The organism is Sunxiuqinia dokdonensis (assembly GCF_001270965.1).
Classification (GTDB): domain Bacteria; phylum Bacteroidota; class Bacteroidia; order Bacteroidales; family Prolixibacteraceae; genus Sunxiuqinia; species Sunxiuqinia dokdonensis.
In genome coordinates this window covers 1-23,910 of the sequence record NZ_LGIA01000171.1, presented here as the reverse complement: position 1 = coordinate 23,910, position 23,910 = coordinate 1, and the positions used below count along the sequence as shown (strand labels likewise).

Here is a 23,910-nt window from a genome sequence, read left to right as displayed (position 1 = left end):
CTTTAAATTCGAATTCAATGAAGAAGAAAATACAACACCCTGTTCGTGTCGCCGGAATGTTGATGGCCATGTTGGCGCTTTTGGGTTCATGTGCTATGCAAAAGTCAGCCGATGACGAGCTTTCGGCTTACCTTTTTGCCTACTTTACCGGCAATGGCCCGGGCGAGGAAGCCATCCATTTTGCTGTCAGCCTCGATGGCTACAACTATCGCGCCCTGAACGACAATAAGCCCATTCTGGATTCAAAGGAAATCAGCACCTCAGGGGGCGTGCGCGACCCACATATTTTGCGTGGTGCCGATGGCTGGTTTTACATGGTGGTTACCGATTTGTATGTTCCCGAAATGGGCTGGAAAAACTACGCCATGGTGCTGTTGAAGTCCAAAGATCTGGTCAACTGGGAATCGTCGAAAGTGAATATCCCGGAGACATTTCCCGATGAGTTTGGGGATGTTTGGCGGGTTTGGGCGCCGCAGACTTTCTATGATGAAACGACCGGAAAGTACATGATTTACTTTTCGATGAAGCAGGACGACGACCCCGATATCATTTACTACGCCTTTGCCAATGAAGATTTTACGGGACTGGAAGCCGCGCCCAAACAGCTGTTTTTCAGCCCGACAAACAATGCGGCCATTGATGGCGACATCATTTTAAAAGATGGAACCTATCACCTGTTTATGAAATCGGAAGATGGCGAACCGGGTATTAAGCTGGCCCTTTCGGACCAACTAACCGAAGGCTATGAGCTGGTGAGCGACGAGCGTGTTGATCGGGAAACTCACCCGGTTGAGGGTTCCGGCATTTTTAAACTCAACAACAGCGAGGAGTGGATTCTGATGTACGACATCTACACCCAAGGCCGTTACCAGTTTACCAAAAGCAGCGACCTGAAAAATTTCACAGTCATTGATGAAGCGATCTCCATGAACTTTCATCCGCGCCACGGAACGGTGATGCCCATTACCGGCAAGGAGCTGAAACGATTGATTGCCCAGTGGGGACAGCTCGACGACCTGTTGGAAACCACATCGCCGGAAGTGAAACAGCAGAATGTGGTGATCAACGACGAAGAAAAAACCATTGATTTGCCTGTAAAGTGGGGAACTGATCTGTCGGCTTTCGATCCGAAATTTGAAGCTTGGCCAGGCATTGATTTTCAACCCCAAGGAGCTCAGGATTTTTCGAATGAACCGGTGGAGTATACGTTCAAAATTGAAAGCAAAGACGAAGTGGTTTACCAGGTTTCGGCTTCAGAAGATCACAATCCGGTGTTGGAAGGCTACTATGCTGACCCTGATATTTTGTATGCTGAAAAAACCGGCAAATACTATATCTACCCAACCAGCGACGGTTTTATGAATTGGAGCGGAACCTACTTTAAGGTTTTTTCATCGGATAATTTGGTGGATTGGACCGATGAAGGCGTGATCCTGGATCTGAAAACCGATGTGAGCTGGACCGACCGAAATGCCTGGGCGCCTTGTATTATCGAAAAGAAGATTGACGGCGGATATAAGTATTTCTACTATTTTACAGCGGCTCAAAAAATAGGGGTGGCGGTTGCCGATGATCCAACCGGACCGTTTGTAGATAGCGGCCAGCCGCTGATCGACTACAAACCAGAAGGCGTCACCGGAGGGCAGGAAATTGATGCCGACGTGTTTACCGATCCCGAAAGCGGGAAAAGCTACCTCTACTGGGGCAACGGCTACATGGCTGCTGCCGAATTGAGTGAAGATATGTTGTCGATTAAAAAGAATACGCTGAAACTGATGAACATAGACAACACCTACCGCGAAGGAACTTACGTGATTTATCGTAACGGAACTTACTATTTTATGTGGTCGGAGGATGACACCCGCAGTCCCAACTACAAAGTGCGTTACGCCACGTCCGACTCGCCGCTGGGAACACTTACCATCCCCGAAAACAACATTGTCATCAGGCAGGATGCGGAACAACAAATCTTTGCTACCGGGCACAATTCGGCTATTCAGGTTCCCGGAAAAGATGAATGGTACCTTGTGTATCACCGGTTTACCCGCCCCAAAGGCATTGACATGGGTCGCGCCGGAGGTTTCCACCGTGAAGTGTGCATCGACAAGCTGGAGTTTAACGAGAATGGCGAGATTTTGGAAGTAAAACCCACGCTAAATGGGATTGAACCGGTAGGAGAGTAGCTTGTTGTTAGATTGTTTGAATGGGCTTTTGAACGGCACACGAATCCTGGTTTATGGTGAATAAACGATCAAGAAAAAAGATATACGATGAAAATAGAAAGGTTCTCTCAAGTATTGCTTGTAGCGCTGCTGGTATTTATTCTGCAAACGGGGGCAGGTCAATCCAAGGTCCATGCCCAAGTTTTCATCCCAACGGCGGGCAATAGTTGGGTCATAGACAATGGCTTTCAAACAACGGAGAAGATCGATGAAGGGGGTATCCGTGTTGATAGCGATTTCACCAAGACCTTCCGCACGTTCTTTTATGCCGAAAAAACGGGAGCAATCCGGTTGGGCATCCGGGGTGCGGCAGCTGGTGGCGATGCGCGAATAAAATTAACGATGGGTGCTCGCGAAAAAACGATCGATTTGACAAGCGAAGCATCGACCGTTCTTTGGGCTGGCGGGTTCATCATTGAAAATCCCGGTTACCAGTATGTTGATATCAGCGCAGTAGGAGGAGAAGGAACTGCTATTGTTCATGACATCGCAGTAATGGGAGAGCCGGCTGAGAGTGACTTTTATTTTATGAAAGACGAATTTTATTGGGGGCGTCGCGGTCCTTCCGTTCATTTACGATACTTGGTGCCCGAAGATGAAAAGGAAGTGACCTACTTCTATAACGAAATTACAGTTCCTGAAGGCGAGGATGTGATGGGCTCGTATTTTATGGCCAACGGCTTTGGACAAGGCTACTTCGGCATTCAGGTGAATTCAGAAACCGAACGACGGATTCTGTTTTCCGTCTGGAGTCCTTTTCATACCGACAATCCGGATGAAATTCCTGAAGACCAGCGCATCCAACTTATCCGAAAGGGAACGGGAGTATACACCGGCGAGTTTGGAAACGAAGGGTCGGGAGGCCAAAGTTACAAGCGGTTTATGTGGAAAACGGAAACCACCTACGGATTTTTGCTGAAAGCGGTGCCTGGCGATGATCATTCAACCGAATTTACAGCCTGGTTTTTCGATCCCGAAGTTGGTGACTGGGCGCTGATTGCGAGTTTCAGCCGGCCAAAAACAAGCACTTACCTGACTGGCTTGCACTCGTTTCTGGAGAATTTCATTCCCCAAGCGGGCTTATTCGACCGGAAAGTGTTGTACACCAACCAATGGATCGTTGATGCGGATGGGAATTGGATGGAACTGAACCAAGCGGCTTTTTCGGCCGATGCTACAGCACGGAAAAATGCCAGGCTGGACTACACCGGCGGCCAGTTAAACGATGCCTTTTATTTGAAAAACTGCGGATTTATAAACGAGAAAACAACCATTGGCACACAATTTACCCGCGAGGCCAACAACCAGCGCCCGCAAATTGACTTTGACGCCTTGCCCTAATGGACGTGGGAGATGCTTCTATTTTCATTCAATGCAACATTCCGAAGATGGTGCTAATTAATTAATTGGTTAAGAGCTCGATGTTGGTTTTCAATTGCTCATTTTATTGCCTGGTTTCTTAAAAGTAATCATGTAATTCTTAAAAGTAAGTAGTCAATTCTAAGAAGTAAATAATCTAAAATTTTAATAGCTCATTCTTGAAATTAAAAATGAATATGCAATCTCTAAAAATAAGTTGACGAATCATAAAAGTGAATATTAAAATCTAAAAAGTAAATGTCAGATTCCAAAAAGTAATTATCAAATTCTGAAAAGTAAAAACGCAATTTCTTGACGTCAAAGTCAAATTCTCTGGTGTACGATACTGATTTTTTGCGGTCAGACGGAAATTATTGAAGGTTTGATTTCAATTAGGGTGACAGACAAAGCAAGCGCTTGTATAACTGGACAAATAGGACAACGATGTGACAGATACAACCTTCTTTCCTAAAATATTTGCCTGAAAATAATGGCCATAGAAACTTAGAGTAAGCCGAAAAATAAAAAATCCAATAAATGATTCATTTACTGGATTTTGATTCGATTTGTAGTCTGTCCGAAGTGGGCTGTACTGGATTCGAACCAGCCACCAGTAAGTGTTTTATTATTAGTCATTTAAATCAATGTCCTTTTTAAGAACTCACCGTATCACTCCCAATCAGTTATTTTGCAATGATTTGATTAGAAATGTACTGTACAAATATACAAAGGACCTATAAAATTCGCTAATGATAATGGTGCCTTTCTGCCTCTGGTGGTATTTTGGCTGGACGAAACCTTCCTTCTCCCCATTCAGCTCATACTTCTACCTCATCAAAAGGGTCAACCAAGCCGTTGTCAGAGTAATTTAAATTTAAAACCTTCAGGAGGTAAATTCCGGGCTTTATCTTGAGATTAGAAACACGATTAAAAGAGAGCTGCCCAAGATTACAGCTCACTGCCTTACGCGAGAATCCAAGGCACAAGTCCCTGAACCATTAGCTAATGGAAAGCCAAACCCAAGCTGGTTGGAGCGCCGCGCATCACTGGTATCGGCCGCCAGCAGCAGCGCAAAAACTGGGTTCAGCAAATTATGGAATGTTGAGAAGCAGGTTTTAAATGACCGATGAAAAAAAAATATTTGGCCATGCGGAAAAGTGAATATTCGAAAGCAATCGGAATTCTCCTTCGTACGTTCGCCTGCTACATCAATGGGCTGTATTTGGACGAAATGAAAGTGATGGACTACTCCAACAACCAAAAAGTTAACGCCCCGGCAAATACGATATTTAAACGAAAGTCGGTTCGCTCGTTTAATCTCCAGCTTCGCTTCCTACTTTCTACATTCAATTTTTGTAGCCGAAAATTTGTAAGTTTGTGGTAAACAAATAAGATATGGCCACTGTAATCATTAATGAAAAAACGAAGGCTGGCAAAGCACTCGTTGAGTACCTGAAAAATACCGGACACGCAACAGTTATAGAAAAATCGCCAGCAGTTGATAGTGTCACTAAAGGCCTTTCTGAGCTAAATAAAGTATTGAAAGGAAAAAAGAAGGGTACTCCAGCTCGTAAATTCCTGTCAGAATTATGAATGATGTTTTTTTACTCGATAGCTTCAAGCACGACGCTAAGCGTCTGATAAAGAAATATCGAAGTTTAAAACACGAGCTTGAAGCGTTTATTTCTGAAACTGAAAGCAAAGGAGCTCAAGGGGTAGCGCTTGGAGGCGGACTTTTTAAAGCGCGTTTGGCTGTACGGTCGAAAGGAAAGGGGAAAAGCGGGGGCATGAGAATAGTATCTTATCAGGAAATCATCCTGGCTTCGGAAAATAACGTAATCTACTTGGTTGCCATCTACGACAAAAGCGAAGTATCATCCATCGACTCAAAGCATATCAACCAGATTCTTAAAAACTTTGGAGCAAGATAAAGTCGAATTTCCGACTTCTACTCAACCGCCCGGTGTTGCACTGCAGTACCGGGCTTTCTTGTGCCCTGTTTTTCAATCACTCGTTGTCATTAATCCGCACCAGCTGTAATTGCCTCAAAACATTTTGCCACCGCTGAAAGATGCGGTGTTAAGGTTGAAAAGATATTCACTTTTCCATCATCAAAAATTACAGAAATGGATAAAACAAAAACTGTCGTGTGGATACCACTGGCAACCCTACTTGTCGCATTTCCATTCCAGTATGGTGCGATTGGGAGGAAAGCCCTTAAATCCTTCAACCTTGAATATCATGTATTTCAATTCCAGTATGGTGCGATTGGTGGTTTGATTTTACCCTCAATGTAAACCATCATGCCTTATTTCAATTCCAGTATGGTGCGATTGGTGGTCGGCGGCGCTTAGGTTGCTGCTGTACACCAGCACATTTCAATTCCAGTATGGTGCGATTGGTGGTCACGGTTCACCGCTTTGCGGCCCGTTGTTTCGTATTTCAATTCCAGTATGGTGCGATTGGTGGCAAACCACCTGGTTTAACTTCCCGCTGAAATACAATTTCAATTCCAGTATGGTGCGATTGGTGGGAAAAGGAAATCTCAAAACGAAACGGGAATTAACAATTTCAATTCCAGTATGGTGCGATTGGTGGATTCAACCTTCATTAATTAATCCGGGTAATATCAGTATTTCAATTCCAGTATGGTGCGATTGGTGGTGTACAGGGAACGAAATTCTTTTGCGTTAATTATTTATTTCAATTCCAGTATGGTGCGATTGGTGGCCAACGGCCATAAATGGCATGGGTCAGGTCTTCGATTTCAATTCCAGTATGGTGCGATTGGTGGGAAGACATCAGCGCTGCCTATGGCGTACTGCTCGGTAATTTCAATTCCAGTATGGTGCGATTGGTGGTGTTCCATTTTGATGATCCGGACAGCGACATTCGAAATTTCAATTCCAGTATGGTGCGATTGGTGGGGCGCCTAAACTCCAGAAGTTTTGCCTTTTCGTCGAATTTCAATTCCAGTATGGTGCGATTGGTGGCTCAAAAACTACTTAACGCTAAAAACCGCTAACCAATTTCAATTCCAGTATGGTGCGATTGGTGGCCAAGAGAGGACAAATGAAGTCTGGTATTGATCCACATTTCAATTCCAGTATGGTGCGATTGGTGGCAACATGCATTATGATCCTTCTATCCTTTAATAAATTTCAATTCCAGTATGGTGCGATTGGTGGTCCTGCAGCTCATCAAACATGTTGGTGTGCAGCAAATTTCAATTCCAGTATGGTGCGATTGGTGGTTGAACGTGAAATTTTCAGTTTCTTCACTGGTATATTTCAATTCCAGTATGGTGCGATTGGTGGACTTTCACCTGCATCTGTACTCATCCAAATACGTCATTTCAATTCCAGTATGGTGCGATTGGTGGCCTACTGTACTTTTCGCTTTGAAGTTCCTGTTCACATATTTCAATTCCAGTATGGTGCGATTGGTGGATTTAGAGTTAAAAAATTATATGCAGGTACAGCACATTTCAATTCCAGTATGGTGCGATTGGTGGCATGCCTTCCGTTTTGGCGGTTTCTTCGTTCCAGGTTATTTCAATTCCAGTATGGTGCGATTGGTGGGAAACAACCACATTTCAAAAGCAACCGGATCACAAATTTCAATTCCAGTATGGTGCGATTGGTGGACAACTTCAGAATATTGTTGAGCAAAGGTAAAGCAATTTCAATTCCAGTATGGTGCGATTGGTGGATACCGCACCCTGTCCGATTTTTACGGTCGGATTTTCAATTTCAATTCCAGTATGGTGCGATTGGTGGCTGATTGAGATTGAAAATAAGTCTGACATGTCTTTTATTTCAATTCCAGTATGGTGCGATTGGTGGTTTGAGTTTCGGGTTTCGGGTTTTCGTGTTTACTCATTTCAATTCCAGTATGGTGCGATTGGTGGCCCGCTTTCTTCCATCAGGTAGGCGGTCGCAAAATATTTCAATTCCAGTATGGTGCGATTGGTGGCGAGATCGCCCATATTCATACTCATTTTTCGTTCGATTTCAATTCCAGTATGGTGCGATTGGTGGGGTGTCGAGGTCAAAATACACCCGCAAGGGAATTTATTTCAATTCCAGTATGGTGCGATTGGTGGCGAAATTCTTAGACCTTATTTCCTATTTTGAAAACCATTTCAATTCCAGTATGGTGCGATTGGTGGCTGGGAATAGGTGAATCACTCCAGTTTAAGAAATCCAATTTCAATTCCAGTATGGTGCGATTGGTGGGGTCAGGCCGTGAAGTTTGTTAATGATCTGATCATATTTCAATTCCAGTATGGTGCGATTGGTGGTTGCGGAGGTTTAACAGCAGGAGCATCAGGTTCAGAATTTCAATTCCAGTATGGTGCGATTGGTGGCAATTATCAAAGATCTTTCCCAGAAACTTACGCGATTTCAATTCCAGTATGGTGCGATTGGTGGTAAACCAGCGTATCCCGGTAGCGAATCTCCGTAGATTTCAATTCCAGTATGGTGCGATTGGTGGATTAAGAAGCTGATCATATCTGTTCCGCCTCAACAATTTCAATTCCAGTATGGTGCGATTGGTGGTCTAAGTTCAAACTTCTTTTCCCCACGCTGAATAGCTATTTCAATTCCAGTATGGTGCGATTGGTGGTAAACAAATTTGTATTTTTAAATTCATTTCATCTGCATTTCAATTCCAGTATGGTGCGATTGGTGGCAGGCCCGCAATGGCAACACCGACCAGATCCGTGATTTCAATTCCAGTATGGTGCGATTGGTGGGTGTATTCTCAAACATAACCCACAATTATGCTACGACATTTCAATTCCAGTATGGTGCGATTGGTGGTGTTCGCATCACCCGCAGCATATTGTTGTTTTCAAATTTCAATTCCAGTATGGTGCGATTGGTGGAATTCAGTTCATCTTTTGACATAGGATTCAAGTAATTTCAATTCCAGTATGGTGCGATTGGTGGTCCGGGAAGAACGGTCAATCCCATTTGATTGTACAAATTTCAATTCCAGTATGGTGCGATTGGTGGCTTACATCAAGCGAGGTTTCAGACCTGTATAACTCATTTCAATTCCAGTATGGTGCGATTGGTGGCGACGGCGGTGTTGGCATAGGCGCCGTCAATGACAAATTTCAATTCCAGTATGGTGCGATTGGTGGATTTAGTATGGGTTTACTTTGATGGTGGCTTTGATTTATTTCAATTCCAGTATGGTGCGATTGGTGGTTGCGGCGGCTGCAAAATAATTTCCGCTGGCAAGATATTTCAATTCCAGTATGGTGCGATTGGTGGATTGATCAGACCAATGTCCAGATCAAACCCTTGCTTATTTCAATTCCAGTATGGTGCGATTGGTGGTTGTTGAATTCGCATGGTTCGCCAACTGCCGGGATTACATTTCAATTCCAGTATGGTGCGATTGGTGGCCTGAAACCGGAAGAAATTGAACGGATCGCTTCAAATTTCAATTCCAGTATGGTGCGATTGGTGGAAATGACTACGAAAGCTTGATCAATGCAAACGTAATTTCAATTCCAGTATGGTGCGATTGGTGGGATTTTGTGGTTGGGGTTTATCCGAAATGGTTCAAAATTTCAATTCCAGTATGGTGCGATTGGTGGTTTGTTGCATGAAGCTCCCGACCACTTGCAGCACTATTTCAATTCCAGTATGGTGCGATTGGTGGCAGCATCCTCACTTGCAAACATAGCAGGGTAATAAATTTCAATTCCAGTATGGTGCGATTGGTGGTAGCTGTTGCCTCTTTTTCAGTCGAAGCAATGCCGCATTTCAATTCCAGTATGGTGCGATTGGTGGGAGCGTAAATTTCTTCGTCTGTAAGCTTGTTTTCGATTTCAATTCCAGTATGGTGCGATTGGTGGAAGAAAGATGCTTTATTGGTAAATAAAAAACCAAATTTCAATTCCAGTATGGTGCGATTGGTGGAGCGCTAACAAGCTGAATCGAAAACCGGCCGTCTAGATTTCAATTCCAGTATGGTGCGATTGGTGGAGGTTCGCGAGTTGCCACCTGTCTGGCCTGTTGAATTTCAATTCCAGTATGGTGCGATTGGTGGGTTTGGACGTGGGTTCGACCCCCACCGCCTCCACTCGATTTCAATTCCAGTATGGTGCGATTGGTGGAAAGTTGTGACCTACGCCGTCGATCAGGGTATCTACATTTCAATTCCAGTATGGTGCGATTGGTGGAACCATTGTTTTTTTAATTTTTCAGGCCATACAAAATTTCAATTCCAGTATGGTGCGATTGGTGGAAGGAAATCGCAATCAGGGCGCGTTCACATTTGCATCATTTCAATTCCAGTATGGTGCGATTGGTGGATTGACGCGATCCGTGAAAAGTTAGAGAAAGCTGTATTTCAATTCCAGTATGGTGCGATTGGTGGGTGTCAGGTTCTCCCGTGACAAGTTCAGGAACATATTTCAATTCCAGTATGGTGCGATTGGTGGAAAGACCCCGCAACAGGCTACACGCCGGATAAAAAATTTCAATTCCAGTATGGTGCGATTGGTGGCAGGCGTTCCCGCATTTCATCAATAAACGAGTCATCCATTTCAATTCCAGTATGGTGCGATTGGTGGGGAGATAACCCGTGCAAGCTTCTTTCCTGCCTCCAATATTTCAATTCCAGTATGGTGCGATTGGTGGAGATCAAACAGAATATGAAAAAGCTGGTTTTTATTTATTTCAATTCCAGTATGGTGCGATTGGTGGTTTAACTGTTGAAAATCTTCCTGCTTCAGTTCACATTTCAATTCCAGTATGGTGCGATTGGTGGAGCAGAGCCGAAAAGCATCGAAGAATTAAGACAGAAATTTCAATTCCAGTATGGTGCGATTGGTGGCGAATTACAGCCGGAGCCAATAAGGGCAAAGCACATTTCAATTCCAGTATGGTGCGATTGGTGGAAATTGCGAAGTGTTATAATCCAAAACAATATTTGAATATTTCAATTCCAGTATGGTGCGATTGGTGGCCGTTCGACGACTCAAAAAAATAAATTCATATTCAATAGATTAACTTTTTCAAATATCGGATTTTTTAATGAAAAGATTGTCGATCCCCCAGAAGGTATTTTTCCCGGGGGATCGACAAGTATATATAAATCGCTTATTTTCAGTATGTCAAAGAACGTGGCTTTCTTCATTTTTTTCCTGTTCTATGGGAAAAAGCCTACTCAGGAAAGCCATCGACAACTTTTTCTACAGAAAAGTGTCCAGGTTTTGGCGCTCATGGCCAACAACTTCTTTATCCAGCCATTTCTCCTGGCGGGTTTTAAAGATAATTAAACTATCGGTTTCCTCATCCATCAGCAGCATGGCTTCATGCTTGAATTCCAGTAGTTTTGCTTCCGAAATCTCTCCTTCAAAAACCGAATTCTGGATCCAGTTCAAGTAGCGGCGGCAAAGCTTCAGCATTTTGGCCACCCGGCGTTTATTAACATCGTATACAGCTATGACGTACATTACCACCACATTTTAAAAGGTTTGTACTCCTCAATCTCCAGCAAATGTTTTTGCAGTTTATAGCACTCCAGTTTGATCAGGTGCTTATAGCTCACCGAGCGGTTTAAAGTCCGGTGTTTAATGGTTTCTTCGAGACGGTCTTCGAATGCCTGTACAAATGCTTTCTTCCCGTTTGGCTTCAGGGTAACCCGGTTGAGTTGTTCTTCGAAATGATAGGGCTGGATCATTTTCTTATTCATCACCTTAAAAATTACCCGGTCCACCAGTAGGGGTTTAAAAACCTCTGCCAAGTCGAGCGACAACGAAAAGCGACGGTCGCCCGGTTCGTGCAAAAAACTTACCGTGGGGTTGAGCTGGGTTTGATGAATCGCCTTGATGCATTGGCTGTAACACATCATGTTGCCGAAGGAGATCAGCGCGTTTACCTCGTTTTGCGGTGGCCGGTAATTACGCCCACTCATGCTGAAATCGTTAATAATCAGCTCGAAGGCTTCGTAATAATTTTTCCGGATGTTTCCCTCAATGCCCATCAGCTCATCAATGGCTTTTGTCTGGGGGATCTTGGCCGACAGAGCGTCGATCAGCTGAATGATGGGTTCCAGGTCTTTTCCCCGGCTGTTGTAATACTTCAGATTTTTGATCATGTTGAAACTGGCACCGTCCAGAATTCGCTGCGCCAAATCAATCCGTTTCTTTTTGTTTTGCTGAAGCTTGACCTGAGCAATCAGCATTTTACCCGAAAGCAGTGCCTCACGAGGCATGAAGGAACCGGTATAATTCTCGTAGTAATCGAAAAAATGAATCGGAATTTGTTGCTGGCCCAGAAAATTATACAAGGCCGAATTGGCATCGAGGTTCCCAAAACAGTATAGCTCGGCCACATTCTCAACGGGTAGGAAACGGGGCTTCTGTTCGTTGCCTTCCTCGTCGTAAGGCGTAAATTTCAACGTGTTGTCGCGGCGTTGCAGTTGTCCGGGGTTGAATAGGTAGTAGGTTTTTTTCATGATACAGTCTTGAATTTAGTCTCGAACTAAGATTTTAATGATTAAATGACTGACTATGATTTTTCAATGAATTCAATCATAGTTTTCCTGAAATCATTTTAATCATAGTTCAGATAATTTTTTTGTTTGGTTTCATTACCCGTTTAAACTGAAGAGACGAATTTCCAAAGTTGATTAATAAACCAATCTCAAGACCGTAGGCTTCCAGGTAGTTGATTGCCTGCGCCAGGTGGACATCCTCCAGCTTTACAACAGCTTTTATTTCCAGCATAATTTTACTTTCAATGAAAAAATCAACCCGCCGGGTGCCAATGTCATGGCCTTTGTATGTCAGTGGCATTTCTTTTTCTCTTTCAAAATAAACACCCTTTAATTCCAATTCAATGGCCAACGCTCTTTGATAAACTACTTCCTGAAATCCATTTCCCAGATAACGGTGCACTTCCATCGCCGCACCAATAATCCGATGCGTCAAATCCTGGTATTTATATTTTTCAATCATAGTATTCTCTTAATCAAATAAATCATAGTTCAGACATTTTTCAGACTTCTTCGGCATAGCAGAAATCGAAATAGCTGCAATTTTTACATTTCGCTTTCGGGATGCGCTCCGGGCAATGCTCCCGATTGATAATTTTCTCAATTTCAACCAGCATCTCACCAATCGCTTCACGGTCGGGGGTGGTGAGCAATACTTCGGTGGTTTTGTGCAGGCGCGGATATTCCAGCAGGCCTGTGGCGCCAACAATGCCGTTTTGTTCCAACACATACAGGTAAAATTTCACCTGCCACTCATGGGCTTCCTCGTGCTTGTCCGATTTCTTGATCTCGTGCACCACCTTGTTCTTCGGATCGTAATAATCGACCTTGATGCCGTCGATCGCGATTTCCTCGTACTTCTCGCTGCGGCGCGGGTAAGAGGTTTCGTGCAACAACTTTCCTTCGTAAACTAAATCGGAGGTCGATTCCATATTGATGCCATTGGCAAACAGCCACAGCTTGCGGTGACAGATGAGGTAGTAGTTGAAATGGGTGCCGGTGGTTTGCATGGATTGAGGGGATTGATGAAAGATTGAATGGGATTGATGGGATTGAATGTTTGCTAATAGGGTAGTTCGTTTTCATCCAAACCTTTGAATTTGTCCATGTCAAGGTCTTTGTCTTCAATTTCAAATTCGTCGCAAGAAGTGCAGTAACCGGGGAAGGGGCAGTTGGCTTTGTCGTATTCGCAAAATTCAATGTGACTGGTGCCGAACTGCATCGGTGTATGTTTTTCAGACCAGAATTCTCTTATAAACGGATAGCGCAAATGCTTGGGGTAGTTTTGGGGAAAATCGAGCGAAAAATGAAAATGTGCCAGAAAGTTCTCCAATTCAATCGATAATTGTTCCTTTTGGCTTTCGTTGAGCTTTTCGGGAGGTGGCAGTTGTTCAGGCAAGATTCCTGTAATTTCTGAAATTGGCAGTTGCTCGCCATGCAGGTAATTTTCAACATCTTCAATGTGTTTGAGAAATGCTTCGTCGTCGCTAACCGTTTCTTCTTCGGCTTTTCCTGATGGACTTGCCTTTTGTGCAATTTCATGCAGATCTTCAATAAGTTGGGTAATGTAGTGGTGCATGGATTGAATTTTAGATTGATTTTAGATTGAATGAAATTGAGGGGATTGATTTCGATTGATGGAAGATTGAATGAGTGTTTTCTTGTCAATCTTCGTTTTCGATCTTCCCTCAATCTCAAAAAGGTAATTCATCATCGTCAGAATCTCCGGGTATTTTATGAATTTCAGAATAAATGATCGATTTTACATGATCCTCCAGCCAGTTCATTTTAAAGTAGAACCAGTTTTCTCGATGTTCTGAGTTGTCGATTACAGCCTTAAAATTTGCAAAGGGTTTCCGGTGGTTCAGCACATAAAAGAGTTCTTCCTGTAAAATTTCATCGTCCAGGCTTTCGGCAAAACGTTCCATTATTTTAAATGATTCGCTTGAGTCGAGCGGTTCGAAAACATAGCATTCCTCCCACTGCTCATGTTTCATTTCTTCATCTTCCAAACCAAAACCGGTTATCAGTTGATATTCGCGGGGGTCATCCATCAACAATTTTGGAATCTGTTCCATTTCCAATGTTTCGGGATTGAGGTAGCAAATCAAGCTGGCATCGATCGATTGAGCGATTGGGTTGATACAGGCAGCAAACTTTTCGGGGAGTTCGTATTCATCGAATTCCTCTCCGCAATCGCAATAGTCGCCGTAAGGACAGGTTTGCGGGTTGCCGGTGCAAAGCTCCAGATCCATTCCGGAAGAGGGAAGATACTGTACCGGATGGTCCCAGTTGGTAGTCAGCACTTCGTACAAAATTTCAGGCGGTATTTCCTGTGGGGCATCAACCAGTGTTAACCTCAGTGAATCGAAAACCTTAAAAATGGCTTCGTTCACCCTTCCCCACTGGTCGCCTTCCAAGTCGGTTATTTGCGGGAAAGCTTCCTGTGGAATACTTGTCCATTCCGAAATGGGCTTAAAAGGCACTAGTGCCAGCTCGGCTGTTTCCGGCTGATTGTCCAGATGCGGTGGCGTGTTGATGTAAACCGGCGATGGCGGATTTTTGGCGACCTGTTCGAGGTCTTCAATCAGTTGTTCGATGTAGCGTTTCATGATTGATAAGGATTGGTGTTAGATTGATGGGATTGAACCAGATTGATGGGATTGAGGTGGCTCGGCGTTGCAGATGATATCGAAAATATCAAGCATAGCGATGTACAAAAGTCCATCCAATTCTCTGAGGCCCAGCCCCGGAAGTTCATAGATTTGAGGAGTAAATTCGGTAGAAAGCCTTTTCAGGAGCAGGTGCAGGTGTTTCCGGTAACATTCGAAATAAAAACCTTCCACATACTCCCGTTCAAAGTTTCTGCTTACCACCTGCATGATTTCTTTGTACCTGGGAATATTGGTCCTGTCTTTAAAATAGTCAAGACCTGTTCTTAGTTCGAAGCTGGCTTCGTACAGTTTGCGGTAGTACCCCGGCTTCTCGTCAATATAATGGTCGCAAAGATTAGTCACGTCGTCGAACAGGAGGAGGGCTACGTCTTCCAAGTCGCTGTTAACGCCCGGAAATACGGGACGGTATTTGGGATAAAAATCAATGGAAACAGCCCGGACTTCCCTTGGCAATCGGTCTATAAAACGTCCACGCTGGGCATAATAAACCTTTGACTCTTCTTCCAGCTTGTCCATTTCGGCCCGGATGCTGAAGTAACGTCGGGCAAACTCTTCCAGCTCGCGCCGTTCTTCTTTGCTTTTGCCTTTAAAGGGATCAAAATCCTCGTTGTCGTCCATAGCTGTTAAGTGTTTAATCCTGACAGGGTTTTGGAGACCTGTCAGGATTGGTGGTTAAATACACCGAAAATGAGTGTACGATTTTGATGAATTCATTTTCCTAACGGGAATTACAAAGATGTGTTTGTCTCGTTTAGCTCCAGATTTATCGAAATTATCTACATTTTTAAACTGTGCATTGGGTGAAATGTCATCGAATTCTTGTAGCAGACCCGAAGAAAAATCAGATGCATCGAATTCTTTTACATTTGGTTCGCCGGGATTGTCCCGGTAGCCAACGAATTGAAAAAAGCAACCTCGTTTTCCAAAAAAATTTATCCGGTGCAGGTATTTCTGTAGGTACTGCTTAGCTTCTTCGCTTTTTACATCGAATATGATTTCAATATTGTCTGAAAGGTATATGTATTCACGGAAAGAAGGCTTCCCACGATATTTTCCATCTCTCAGCGATTGAATGGTCACAAAGCAGTTGTTCAGACAGAAGCTGCCTAAAACCCGATATTCAATTATAGCATCTTTAATAAAAGCAAACTCTTTACTTTTCTTTTCCTCGAAAATGTCTTTTCCATCAATGGTTATTGCCTGATTGAACAATGCCATCTTAATAGAATAAGGCGAAGGGATCAGTAAAGATTTTGCGCCCGAATTGGTCGAGTTGCTTTCTTTCAATGAGAACAAGTTTGTTGGCTGATAAATGACAGAAAACTTCATCTTCAGCTTAGTTTATAAGGTTGTTCTGCTATTAGGTCTTTGATAATTCCCGAGAGTTCGCCTAATCCATTGAATTCGATAGCCGTGATTGCCCCATTCTCAATTTCATTTAAATTCGAGGTGATCATTCCAATTTCTTGAACGTATTCAGGATTTATTGAGCTAACAGTTGGGGCAGGAATCAATTTTTCGGAATAAGTTACAACCCCCCTGAAATCAGTAATGTGAGGCTTCTGACTACTGGTCATTGCACCTCGTGGATTCAAAAAGGAACTCAATAAAGACTGCAAAATTGCCTTGTACCGTGCTTGGCGTTTGTCGTCATCAATTGAATAAATCCTGTCAATGTCATTGAATCCAATTCGGTAGGTGTCGATATTGCAAACGAAAGCATAAGCTCCATGATTGGCTGGACGGTGAAAAATATTTTGACCTTCGTTTGAACTTTCACCTTTCACTCCGGTAGAACTATGAACCACCTTTGTATGCAAATAGGTCTCGCTGTTGTTCTTTCCTGGAATGCCAATTGTCCAGCCAAATTCAATTACTGATTTGCGTGGTGTATTTGAACTATCTTTATTGTCCCCAATTTTATCGGTGATTAATATTCCATGCGTATCACAGACCGTGCAAGAGTTGATAAGTGCATCAATTACTACACCTGCTTTTTCATTTTTCTTTTTACTTTCCGTAATGTAGCTCAGTAATTCAGCCGATGAAATTCGGTTGGGATTTAATGCTCTTGAATATTGGCTTAGTTCAATTCCGTTATCGATACAATGGTTAACCAAATGCCCTGCATGTATATGCTTAAACATGTCACCACTGATGCCGTTAACGGTATGTTCCTGACCATCTTTGTCAACGATAGTTAATTGGCGGGTCATAATTTGGTTTCCTTCGCCTCCTTCGTTATTTAAAGAGTGCATGTTCAGGGTGATTTCACCACTGATTGAGATAGATGCAATTTGTTTTGTCATGATATTTTTATTTTATTGGTTATTATTGTTCTATTGATGCTTCATTTACAATCTGTTCTTCAGCCCCAACCTTATTTGCTTCTTTTTCGGTCAAGGCAAAGCCATATGATGCGAGCAAGGCCCCGACAACTTTAGATGGATATTTATCAAGAAGTCCATAAAACATACTTAATTCATTCTCGCGAATATTTGCTCTTAAGACTGTGCCGTTTTTTTCAGCATAACGCGCTGTTTCTGCATTAAAAGTGGCAATAAATTCACCAATGAATCCTGCTAAATCAGCTGCTGATTTTGATTTGTTTTGCAAAGTTTGAGCTAATCCATATCGGATTTCAAACTTACGTTGGTCTTTTGGTGTGTACTGCAAGGTTACCGTACTTTTGCGAATGGCATAAGCCACTTTCTGAAATCCCTCATTGGAGATGATCTCAGAGATTTTAAATTCATTCATATTCATATTTTTAAAGAATTTATTTAATGATGTTACTTTAAATGGCAATGCGTATTTATTTCTTGAAAAATTTGACATGATGTGCCCTGCATACCAGAAAATGAATTTAGTCCAGCTTTGAAAATGTGAGCTGGTTAAGAATGTTCGATAAGCAATCAAGCCCTGTGTTGCATCACCTAATTCTTCAATGCTCCCAATAATATTGATCTGCTCTATAAAAAATTCCACCCAATCTTTTGCTTCATCTTCAGTGTCGAATTCAATAAAATCGGGAGTTAGGAGTTCGGCAATATTCACAACTGCCTTATTTTGTCCCAAATCCTTTTGATAGGTTGAATGAAGTCCTGTTAAGATATTTTTTGCTTTAAAGCCTTTGTATTCCTCGGTATTTTCTAAGAGTTGTTTGTTGACGATTAAAAGGTTCAGAATATCAACTTTCAAAGGAGTATTTCCTTTTATATTTTTTTTGAATGACAGTACAATTTGTCTCTGTAAATTGTATTCAGCTTTCTTGAAGTCGGGCACAACAACTTTCATATCATAACTACTACCAACCTTAACTAGTTGACATAGCATGTTGGTTAAAGCTCCTGATATCTTCATTGTTTCGCTTATCCATGTTGAATCTATTCCTTTAGCTCCAGAACCAGATGCTTTTGGTCTGTTTTGTCCTTTACCCGAATTTGGGTTATAAATTTGCAATGCCGTAACCTTATCATTAAAAAACTGTAAGTTTTTAGAGTTTAGAACAACTGGATTATCTGAATAAAAATCAAAAATATATTTAATCAATATAGGGAATGAAACTTTGTTTAAATAAAAGTTGTTATATAGCTTTTTGAAAACTTCAAAATTATTGTTGGTTGATGCTTGACTATAAACATCCAATTGTGGTGATATAAATTTCTCTTCGGAATAGATGCGTTCAATCTCTCTGAGTTTTAGTTTTAATTGGCCTGACTTGTCTTTGCCTGTAAACTCTTTATAAGCTTTTTGAGTGAGTTCTTGTCGTTCTTTTTTCAAATCACGTTGCTTCGGATAATCGAAATAGTCTTCATCAAAAGTTTCTGACGTATCTCGAACTACATATTGAAATAATGGGAAGTAGCTAAGTTTTCGAATTTGTTCAAGTTGAATTTCAGGTCTTGAGGTGAGTTCATAATACAAACCTTTATCCTCAATCCACAACTTAGGACGATTAAGCTCGACTCTGTTCTGGATTTCATTAAGCAAATTGGCTAATCCAAATGCTTCAATCGTGTCGGAATATGTTCCGGTTCCTTTTTTTACTTTGAATTTGGAATACATGGTCTGATATTTTTAGATATTTTTCAAGATTCATTGTCGCTTTCTGATCACATAATCGAAGTATCCGAACGAGTAGAAAATAAATTACCCATTCTTCGTTGTTTTGAGGTACATAGTCTGTCAATCTTCCGCCTCGTGCTTTTTGTGGGAGTGTTGCTTTTATATCAATCTCCCCAAGTAACCGTTCAATTTCTTTGTAATGCACTTGTGTGATTTCAAAATCCGCGTATGTTTCGGTTTCAACTCCATGATGTTTTAATATTGCTGTTGAAACTGAATTGGCGAGATCTTCATATTCAGTTGAGTCAATTATTGCCTCTGCACTTTCAATAAATGCAAATGCTCCTGCTCCTGCATGAGGTGGTTTATTCTTTGCTCCGCTTTGCTTTTCAATTTCTTTGTCGGTAAGTTCGTTAAAATCGCTGTGAGCTAAAACTTCATCGGGTTCATAATTGCCTTTGAGTATTTGCAGTTCTCTCATTGGCTTCTGCCAAGCAGCATTAAGCTTTCCGTAGTCGTGCAGGCAAATCATGGCTTTGATCAGTTTGTCCCAATCAATACTTTCGCCCCAGTATTTATCCAGTTGCTTAAATGCAAACTGAAGGTTGGTTTTAAATTCCTGCTCGTAACAACCAATAATAGCCTTGTTGTGCTGCCAAAAGGTGTCTTTTCGGTATTCGATCGTTTCTTTTTCTTTTTTCTCATAAGGCTTGAGCGGCGAACACGTGTTTCCTGCGCCCATTTCGAGACCAGCCCCTGATGTATATCTGAATACGGATTTATCGACAAAAACGGTATCGTAGCAATTTTTGAGCAAATACGGATCATTGATTGGTTTTAAGGTAAAGCCCTCTTTGTCTAAAGTATCCCAGTCAATAAACTGTGAGTCTTTGTTGCTTTCAGCTTTGAAAATTACATCTTCGTTTTGTTCGAGAATCTCTTTAGACCATTTAATAAACGACCATTTGTACAGTCCGATCGTTTGGAATTTATATGGCATAAATGCATCTCGCGTCTCCCTTGCAGTATCAATAATTGCAATCTCAATGCTCTGAATGTCGCGTATTGTCTGGGAATACATGTTCTTTTCACAGGTCTCCCAAGACTGTTGCATTTTGGAACGGTTAAAGTTTCCCTGTTTAATGAGTGTGAAATCTGCCAATTCCTGATTTGTCAGGATTTCATCAACCAACTGTTGTGAAATATCTTTGTCGAGTGATGAAACGTCTTTTAGTTTTGCATACGTTTTCTCACAAAGCTTCTTATCGTAAGGCAAGTATTTATTATTGATTGCTTTCTTTTGTTTTTCTTCCTCCTCATTGGCCGTTTCAATTTCAAGCTTCTCGTGTTCCTCCAATTCCAGAATATCATACACAAAGATTTCTCCATATTCGCCTTCCCAACGAGCGCAGCGCCCTGCACGTTGTAAAAAGGAGTTGATTGGCGAAATTTCAACATGCATCGTGTCGCACGAAATATCCATTCCGGCTTCAATCACTTGCGTTGAAATCAGAATGGCACTTTCTCCGTTTTTATTTCCAAAAAGCTGTTTTAAATCTTCTTCTTTCTTTTTTCGATCTTCATCAAAAAAACGGGAATGGAGGCAGATGATATTTTTGTGGTTTATCCCTGACAGGGTTTCGAACCCTGTCAGAGAAATTAAATCGTTATAAAGCTGCTGTGCTTTTTCAACGCGGTTGCAAATGACAATAGTTTTCTTCATGTGCCGTTTTAATATCGTTTGGGCATTAATCGTTTCATCTTTTACAACTACAGTCTTCTTTGCTTTGCGTCCTTCAGGAACTTTTAACGAATTAACTATTGCCGCATCATCTGGAAAATCATTGATTGAAACAACCTCTGCATTAACAGCTTCTTTCAAATTGTTTATATATTCCTCGCTCAATGTGGCAGTCATGATGCAAAACCGACACAGGTTTTTCAGGGTCTTCAACATCCCAATTGTAGTTGCCATTGACAATTTGGGGTCAAGTAAATGGAACTCATCAAATACTAAATAACTTCCAACCATAGCACCAGCGTTAACATTTGCTTGTCGTTTCGATAGAGAAAGCGGGAAGCACAAAAAATTACTCAGCGATTGATCAATGGTTGAAAAGATAATATCGTTTTCAAAGTGTTGGTCATTTTTGTATTCGCCTGTGTGAATAGATGCTGCACCTTCAAATGCTTCATTCTCTTTTAGAACTTTGGTAACATCGGAATAGATGGAATTGGTAAGTGTCCGAAGAGGGAGACTATAAATCATCTTTTGAGGAAACTCTAATTTACCTGTTTGCTGAGCGTACAGGAATGGAATAACCGAAGCCCATGTTTTTCCTGCACCCGTAGGGACGGTAAGTATCACATTTTCCCCACTTAGTAATAGCTCCGCCACCTTTAATTGATATTGGTACGGTGCAAAGCCTGTAGTTGATTTGTAAAATTTTTCAATCTTCATATTTCGTTTCAATTTTTTCCCCTTTTTCCAAACCGCGTTATTCCCCAATCCTGATAGCTATTAAAGACCCTTCAGGACTAGATCCAAATTTCATGCTTATGGTTTTCCAATTTCATGCTTATCATTTTTAAAATCATAAGCATCATTTTTGCATTTGACGCTTATGATTTTTGGGCATCAAGCCGGTTAATTCCAGTCAAAGGATCAACCGGCTTTTAGTGAATCGTTTGAAGCCTGTTATTAAGAGACTTTTTCGTACTTCATCAGCTTCATGGCATCTTTCAGCCTGGGGCCGGGGGTAAAGATTGTTTTTACCCCGGTAATGCTGGATGATGCGACATCATCAGCAGCGGCTTCGGCCTTGCTGCTGACGCTCATCCGCAAGCTTCCCAAGTCGCCCAGTCGAACAATTTCCCCCTTGGCCAGCGATTTGGACATCAGGGAAACCAGCGCGTAAAGTACCGCACGGATATCGGCTCCACTTACGGTGCTTGACTCCTCGATTGCAGCAGTGGCCTCTTCGAGCGACATTTCTCCCGATGATACGGCTGTTGCATAATACTTCTTGGTGCCTCCGCCAACGACTCCGGGTTCGCCGCGTTCAATTACTTTAAATTTAATACTCATATCGGTTGCGATTAAAAATTTATAAATTCCCGTAGGGTGCGACTGGTAATCTCTTTTCCGGATTAACTATAGTTCTAACCATCTTTCAATTTTTTTTAGGTCTACTTTATCGTTGTGCTTGTTTTTAAAATTCGCCTCATTGTCAAACCATCCCATTACGGTGTCTCTTTTTAATTTTGTCGGTTTTAACGAAATGCAGGTCAGATACGAGCTCCAAGGGTATTCCAGCGGGTGACTGCAAAATCCATGGTGGACCCTGTCAAATAAGATTTGAACCTTCATTGCTCCATTGTTTTAATCTGTTTTTCAAATACATTATCCCGTAGTGGGTTTTCAAATACTTTTCCCGGTGCATGGCATCCTGTTGATTCAAACAACCTTCAAAATAAATTAGAACCAGCGGCCGTCTGTTTCTGGTCGATTCTACTTCACCATTGGTATGCTGTTCAAATCTTAATTTTAAATTTTTTGTATAGCCTGTATAGTTTTTCTCGTCCTTCAGGCTTCGCAACACGTATATGTAATAGAACTGTTTCATGCTGAAAATTTGAAATTATTTGACAGGGTGGACAGGGTTGTTGTGAATATAGAGGACGATACTTTTAAAATAGGCTTTATGGTGAATTCGCTTACGTTTGAAAGGGCGTTCGAATAGGCTGCCTCGGGTTTCGTAGTATTTGTTGAAAGCTTTTGTATAGGCGTTAAATAAGTTGGAAAAATGTTGGTGCAGCGGTTTTAAACCTGACAGGTTTTCGAAACCTGTCAGGTTTAAACATTCATCAACGTTTCTGATCCTCACCAACAAATGAAAATGGTTCTTCATCAGCACCCAGGCATATGTCTCGGCAATCGGACTGATATGCTTATCGTATAAGTCAAGAAAGTAGTCATAATTGTCGGTTTCACGGAATAAATCGCGGTTGCCAACCCCATGACTATAAATGTGGTAGTACCTCCCGTAGGTCAGTGGTTCGATTTCTTGCATGTTTTAGATCTTGTCGATTCTACTATTTATTTTAATGCCACTTAATCTTGTTATGCCCATCGGCGCTTTTAACCGCTGACGAAGCTTTGTTTCCTCAATCTCTTCAATCCCCCGGCTCTACCCAGCCGAAACCCATCGAGTTTTTCTCCCCAATTCCGCAGTCGAGCAAAAGCTGGTGCAGTTTGACCGGGCAAGTGAGCGTAAAGTCATACACAAAACCCCGCACCTTGCTTTGCTGCGGCGTACCTGGCTTGATGGTAATCAGCTTCGATTTTGGAACACCATGCACCTGTAGGCTGAAAGCGAAATTTTCGGGCAGTGGCTCCACATTCGGAATGGATTGGTATTTACTGAGAAGGTTTTCTTTCAGAAAGGCTTCGTAGCCGTCCGCACCGGGCGGCATATACTGGGCATAGGTGTGCCGGTTCTCTTCTTTGTAGCTTACCACCACCGGCGACCAGGCTTTATAGTTGGTTGTTTCCATCAGGGCGAGCTCAGGCAGGCGCTCCACCTGGGTCACTTCGAGGTCAAGCCCGTTAAACCGGTCTCCAAGATAGAGTTGCTGCCGGTTGAACAGGCCAATGATGAATTTCTCGGCGGCTTCGTGCATGCGAAAGGAAACGTGCAGAAAAAGCTGGTCGGCCTGGATTTCGAATAACGCCTTTTCTTTCCATAACCGGGGCCGCCCAAAGTTTAGGGGCGAATAGCAAAACAGTTTAAAATGTTTGTATCCGGAGGAATAACCTTCGGTATGCAGAAAGCTGGAAAACTCCCGGTCGGCCTGGCCAATCACCTTGTAAATCCATGCGCTCAAAAAATACTGGTAATCGATGGGAAGCATGCGCTGTTTTCCGGTACGGTTGAATGTGATTCTAAATCTCATAAAAAACCTTCATTTTTATTTTATGGTAATAACTTTCTTCCAGGGCGAAGCCAAGTTAGGCTATTTGCCGCGTGACGAAAATAAAGTGGTCGCCCGCATGATGGACC

At 42.3% G+C, this 23,910-nt stretch carries 20 protein-coding genes and 1 CRISPR repeat array; of the genes, 5 read left to right on the top strand and 15 right to left on the bottom strand.

Features of this window, described 5'->3' with window-relative positions:
- The first annotated feature begins 17 nt into the window (after positions 1 to 17).
- The 5 genes from NC99_RS14040 (at position 18) to NC99_RS14020 (ending at position 5,512) form a co-directional block, all read left to right on the top strand.
- Positions 18 to 2,183, top strand: a complete 2,166-nt coding sequence (locus tag NC99_RS14040) for a family 43 glycosylhydrolase (protein WP_204375012.1) — start codon at positions 18 to 20, stop codon at positions 2,181 to 2,183.
- Between the two features lie 87 nt (positions 2,184 to 2,270).
- Positions 2,271 to 3,563 carry a DUF3472 domain-containing protein gene (locus NC99_RS14035; protein ID WP_053184784.1) on the top strand — a complete coding sequence of 431 codons (1,293 nt, stop codon included), beginning with the start codon at positions 2,271 to 2,273 and terminating at the stop codon, positions 3,561 to 3,563.
- A 1,144-nt stretch (positions 3,564 to 4,707) separates the two neighbouring features.
- Positions 4,708 to 4,965, top strand: coding sequence for a hypothetical protein (locus tag NC99_RS14030; protein ID WP_053184781.1), 258 nt, complete (start codon positions 4,708 to 4,710; stop codon positions 4,963 to 4,965).
- An 11-nt stretch (positions 4,966 to 4,976) separates the two neighbouring features.
- On the top strand, positions 4,977 to 5,174 hold the full coding sequence (locus NC99_RS14025; protein WP_053184778.1) for a hypothetical protein: 198 nt from the start codon (positions 4,977 to 4,979) through the stop codon (positions 5,172 to 5,174).
- Complete coding sequence (locus NC99_RS14020) at positions 5,171 to 5,512, top strand: type II toxin-antitoxin system RelE/ParE family toxin (RefSeq protein ID WP_053184776.1); 342 nt, start codon at positions 5,171 to 5,173, stop codon at positions 5,510 to 5,512. The genes NC99_RS14025 and NC99_RS14020 overlap by 4 nt, the downstream gene beginning before the upstream one ends.
- Positions 5,513 to 5,760: 248 nt before the next feature.
- A CRISPR array of direct repeats spans positions 5,761 to 10,571; the repeat unit is 30 nt; unit sequence ATTTCAATTCCAGTATGGTGCGATTGGTGG.
- 226 nt (positions 10,572 to 10,797) lie between these two features.
- On the opposite strand, the gene cas2 is transcribed toward NC99_RS14020, so the two are convergent.
- From cas2 to cas6, 15 genes are all read right to left on the bottom strand, one after another.
- Positions 10,798 to 11,061, bottom strand: a complete 264-nt coding sequence (gene cas2, locus NC99_RS14015; protein WP_053184774.1) for a CRISPR-associated endonuclease Cas2 — start codon at positions 11,059 to 11,061, stop codon at positions 10,798 to 10,800.
- A complete protein-coding gene (gene cas1b / locus NC99_RS14010; protein ID WP_053184770.1) occupies positions 11,061 to 12,065 on the bottom strand; it encodes a type I-B CRISPR-associated endonuclease Cas1b in 1,005 nt (334 codons plus the stop codon). Before cas1b ends, cas2 begins: the two co-directional genes overlap by 1 nt.
- 109 nt (positions 12,066 to 12,174) lie before the next feature.
- Entirely contained in the window at positions 12,175 to 12,567 is a 393-nt protein-coding gene (locus NC99_RS14005; RefSeq protein ID WP_053184767.1) for a GxxExxY protein, read from the bottom strand.
- A gap of 40 nt (positions 12,568 to 12,607) precedes the next feature.
- A complete protein-coding gene (cas4, locus tag NC99_RS14000; RefSeq protein ID WP_053184764.1) occupies positions 12,608 to 13,114 on the bottom strand; it encodes a CRISPR-associated protein Cas4 in 507 nt (168 codons plus the stop codon).
- Between the two features lie 53 nt (positions 13,115 to 13,167).
- Complete coding sequence (locus NC99_RS13995) at positions 13,168 to 13,683, bottom strand: hypothetical protein (RefSeq protein ID WP_053184760.1); 516 nt, start codon at positions 13,681 to 13,683, stop codon at positions 13,168 to 13,170.
- A 115-nt stretch (positions 13,684 to 13,798) separates the two neighbouring features.
- Positions 13,799 to 14,716: a UPF0158 family protein gene (locus NC99_RS13990; protein WP_053184757.1), complete on the bottom strand. Its 918-nt coding sequence runs from the start codon at positions 14,714 to 14,716 to the stop codon at positions 13,799 to 13,801.
- Between the two features lie 18 nt (positions 14,717 to 14,734).
- Positions 14,735 to 15,397: a hypothetical protein gene (locus NC99_RS13985; RefSeq protein WP_053184755.1), complete on the bottom strand. Its 663-nt coding sequence runs from the start codon at positions 15,395 to 15,397 to the stop codon at positions 14,735 to 14,737.
- 54 nt (positions 15,398 to 15,451) lie between these two features.
- The gene (locus NC99_RS13980) at positions 15,452 to 16,108 is read right to left on the bottom strand and encodes a hypothetical protein (RefSeq protein WP_053184752.1); all 657 of its coding nucleotides are present in this window, start codon (positions 16,106 to 16,108) and stop codon (positions 15,452 to 15,454) included.
- A gap of 2 nt (positions 16,109 to 16,110) precedes the next feature.
- Positions 16,111 to 17,088, bottom strand: coding sequence for a DevR family CRISPR-associated autoregulator (locus NC99_RS13975; protein ID WP_053184749.1), 978 nt, complete (start codon positions 17,086 to 17,088; stop codon positions 16,111 to 16,113).
- A gap of 22 nt (positions 17,089 to 17,110) precedes the next feature.
- The gene (locus tag NC99_RS13970) at positions 17,111 to 18,847 is read right to left on the bottom strand and encodes a hypothetical protein (protein ID WP_053184747.1); all 1,737 of its coding nucleotides are present in this window, start codon (positions 18,845 to 18,847) and stop codon (positions 17,111 to 17,113) included.
- The gene (gene cas3 / locus NC99_RS13965) at positions 18,792 to 21,308 is read right to left on the bottom strand and encodes a CRISPR-associated helicase Cas3' (protein WP_157624903.1); all 2,517 of its coding nucleotides are present in this window, start codon (positions 21,306 to 21,308) and stop codon (positions 18,792 to 18,794) included. The genes NC99_RS13970 and cas3 overlap by 56 nt, the downstream gene beginning before the upstream one ends.
- 240 nt (positions 21,309 to 21,548) lie before the next feature.
- A complete protein-coding gene (locus NC99_RS13960) occupies positions 21,549 to 21,935 on the bottom strand; it encodes an HU family DNA-binding protein (protein WP_053184741.1) in 387 nt (128 codons plus the stop codon).
- 259 nt (positions 21,936 to 22,194) lie between these two features.
- Entirely contained in the window at positions 22,195 to 22,473 is a 279-nt protein-coding gene (locus NC99_RS13950) for a GIY-YIG nuclease family protein (protein ID WP_053184737.1), read from the bottom strand.
- A gap of 15 nt (positions 22,474 to 22,488) precedes the next feature.
- Positions 22,489 to 22,920, bottom strand: coding sequence for a hypothetical protein (locus NC99_RS13945; protein ID WP_053184734.1), 432 nt, complete (start codon positions 22,918 to 22,920; stop codon positions 22,489 to 22,491).
- A gap of 103 nt (positions 22,921 to 23,023) precedes the next feature.
- Positions 23,024 to 23,803, bottom strand: a complete 780-nt coding sequence (gene cas6, locus NC99_RS13940; RefSeq protein ID WP_082326493.1) for a CRISPR-associated endoribonuclease Cas6 — start codon at positions 23,801 to 23,803, stop codon at positions 23,024 to 23,026.
- Positions 23,804 to 23,910 lie beyond the last annotated feature (107 nt).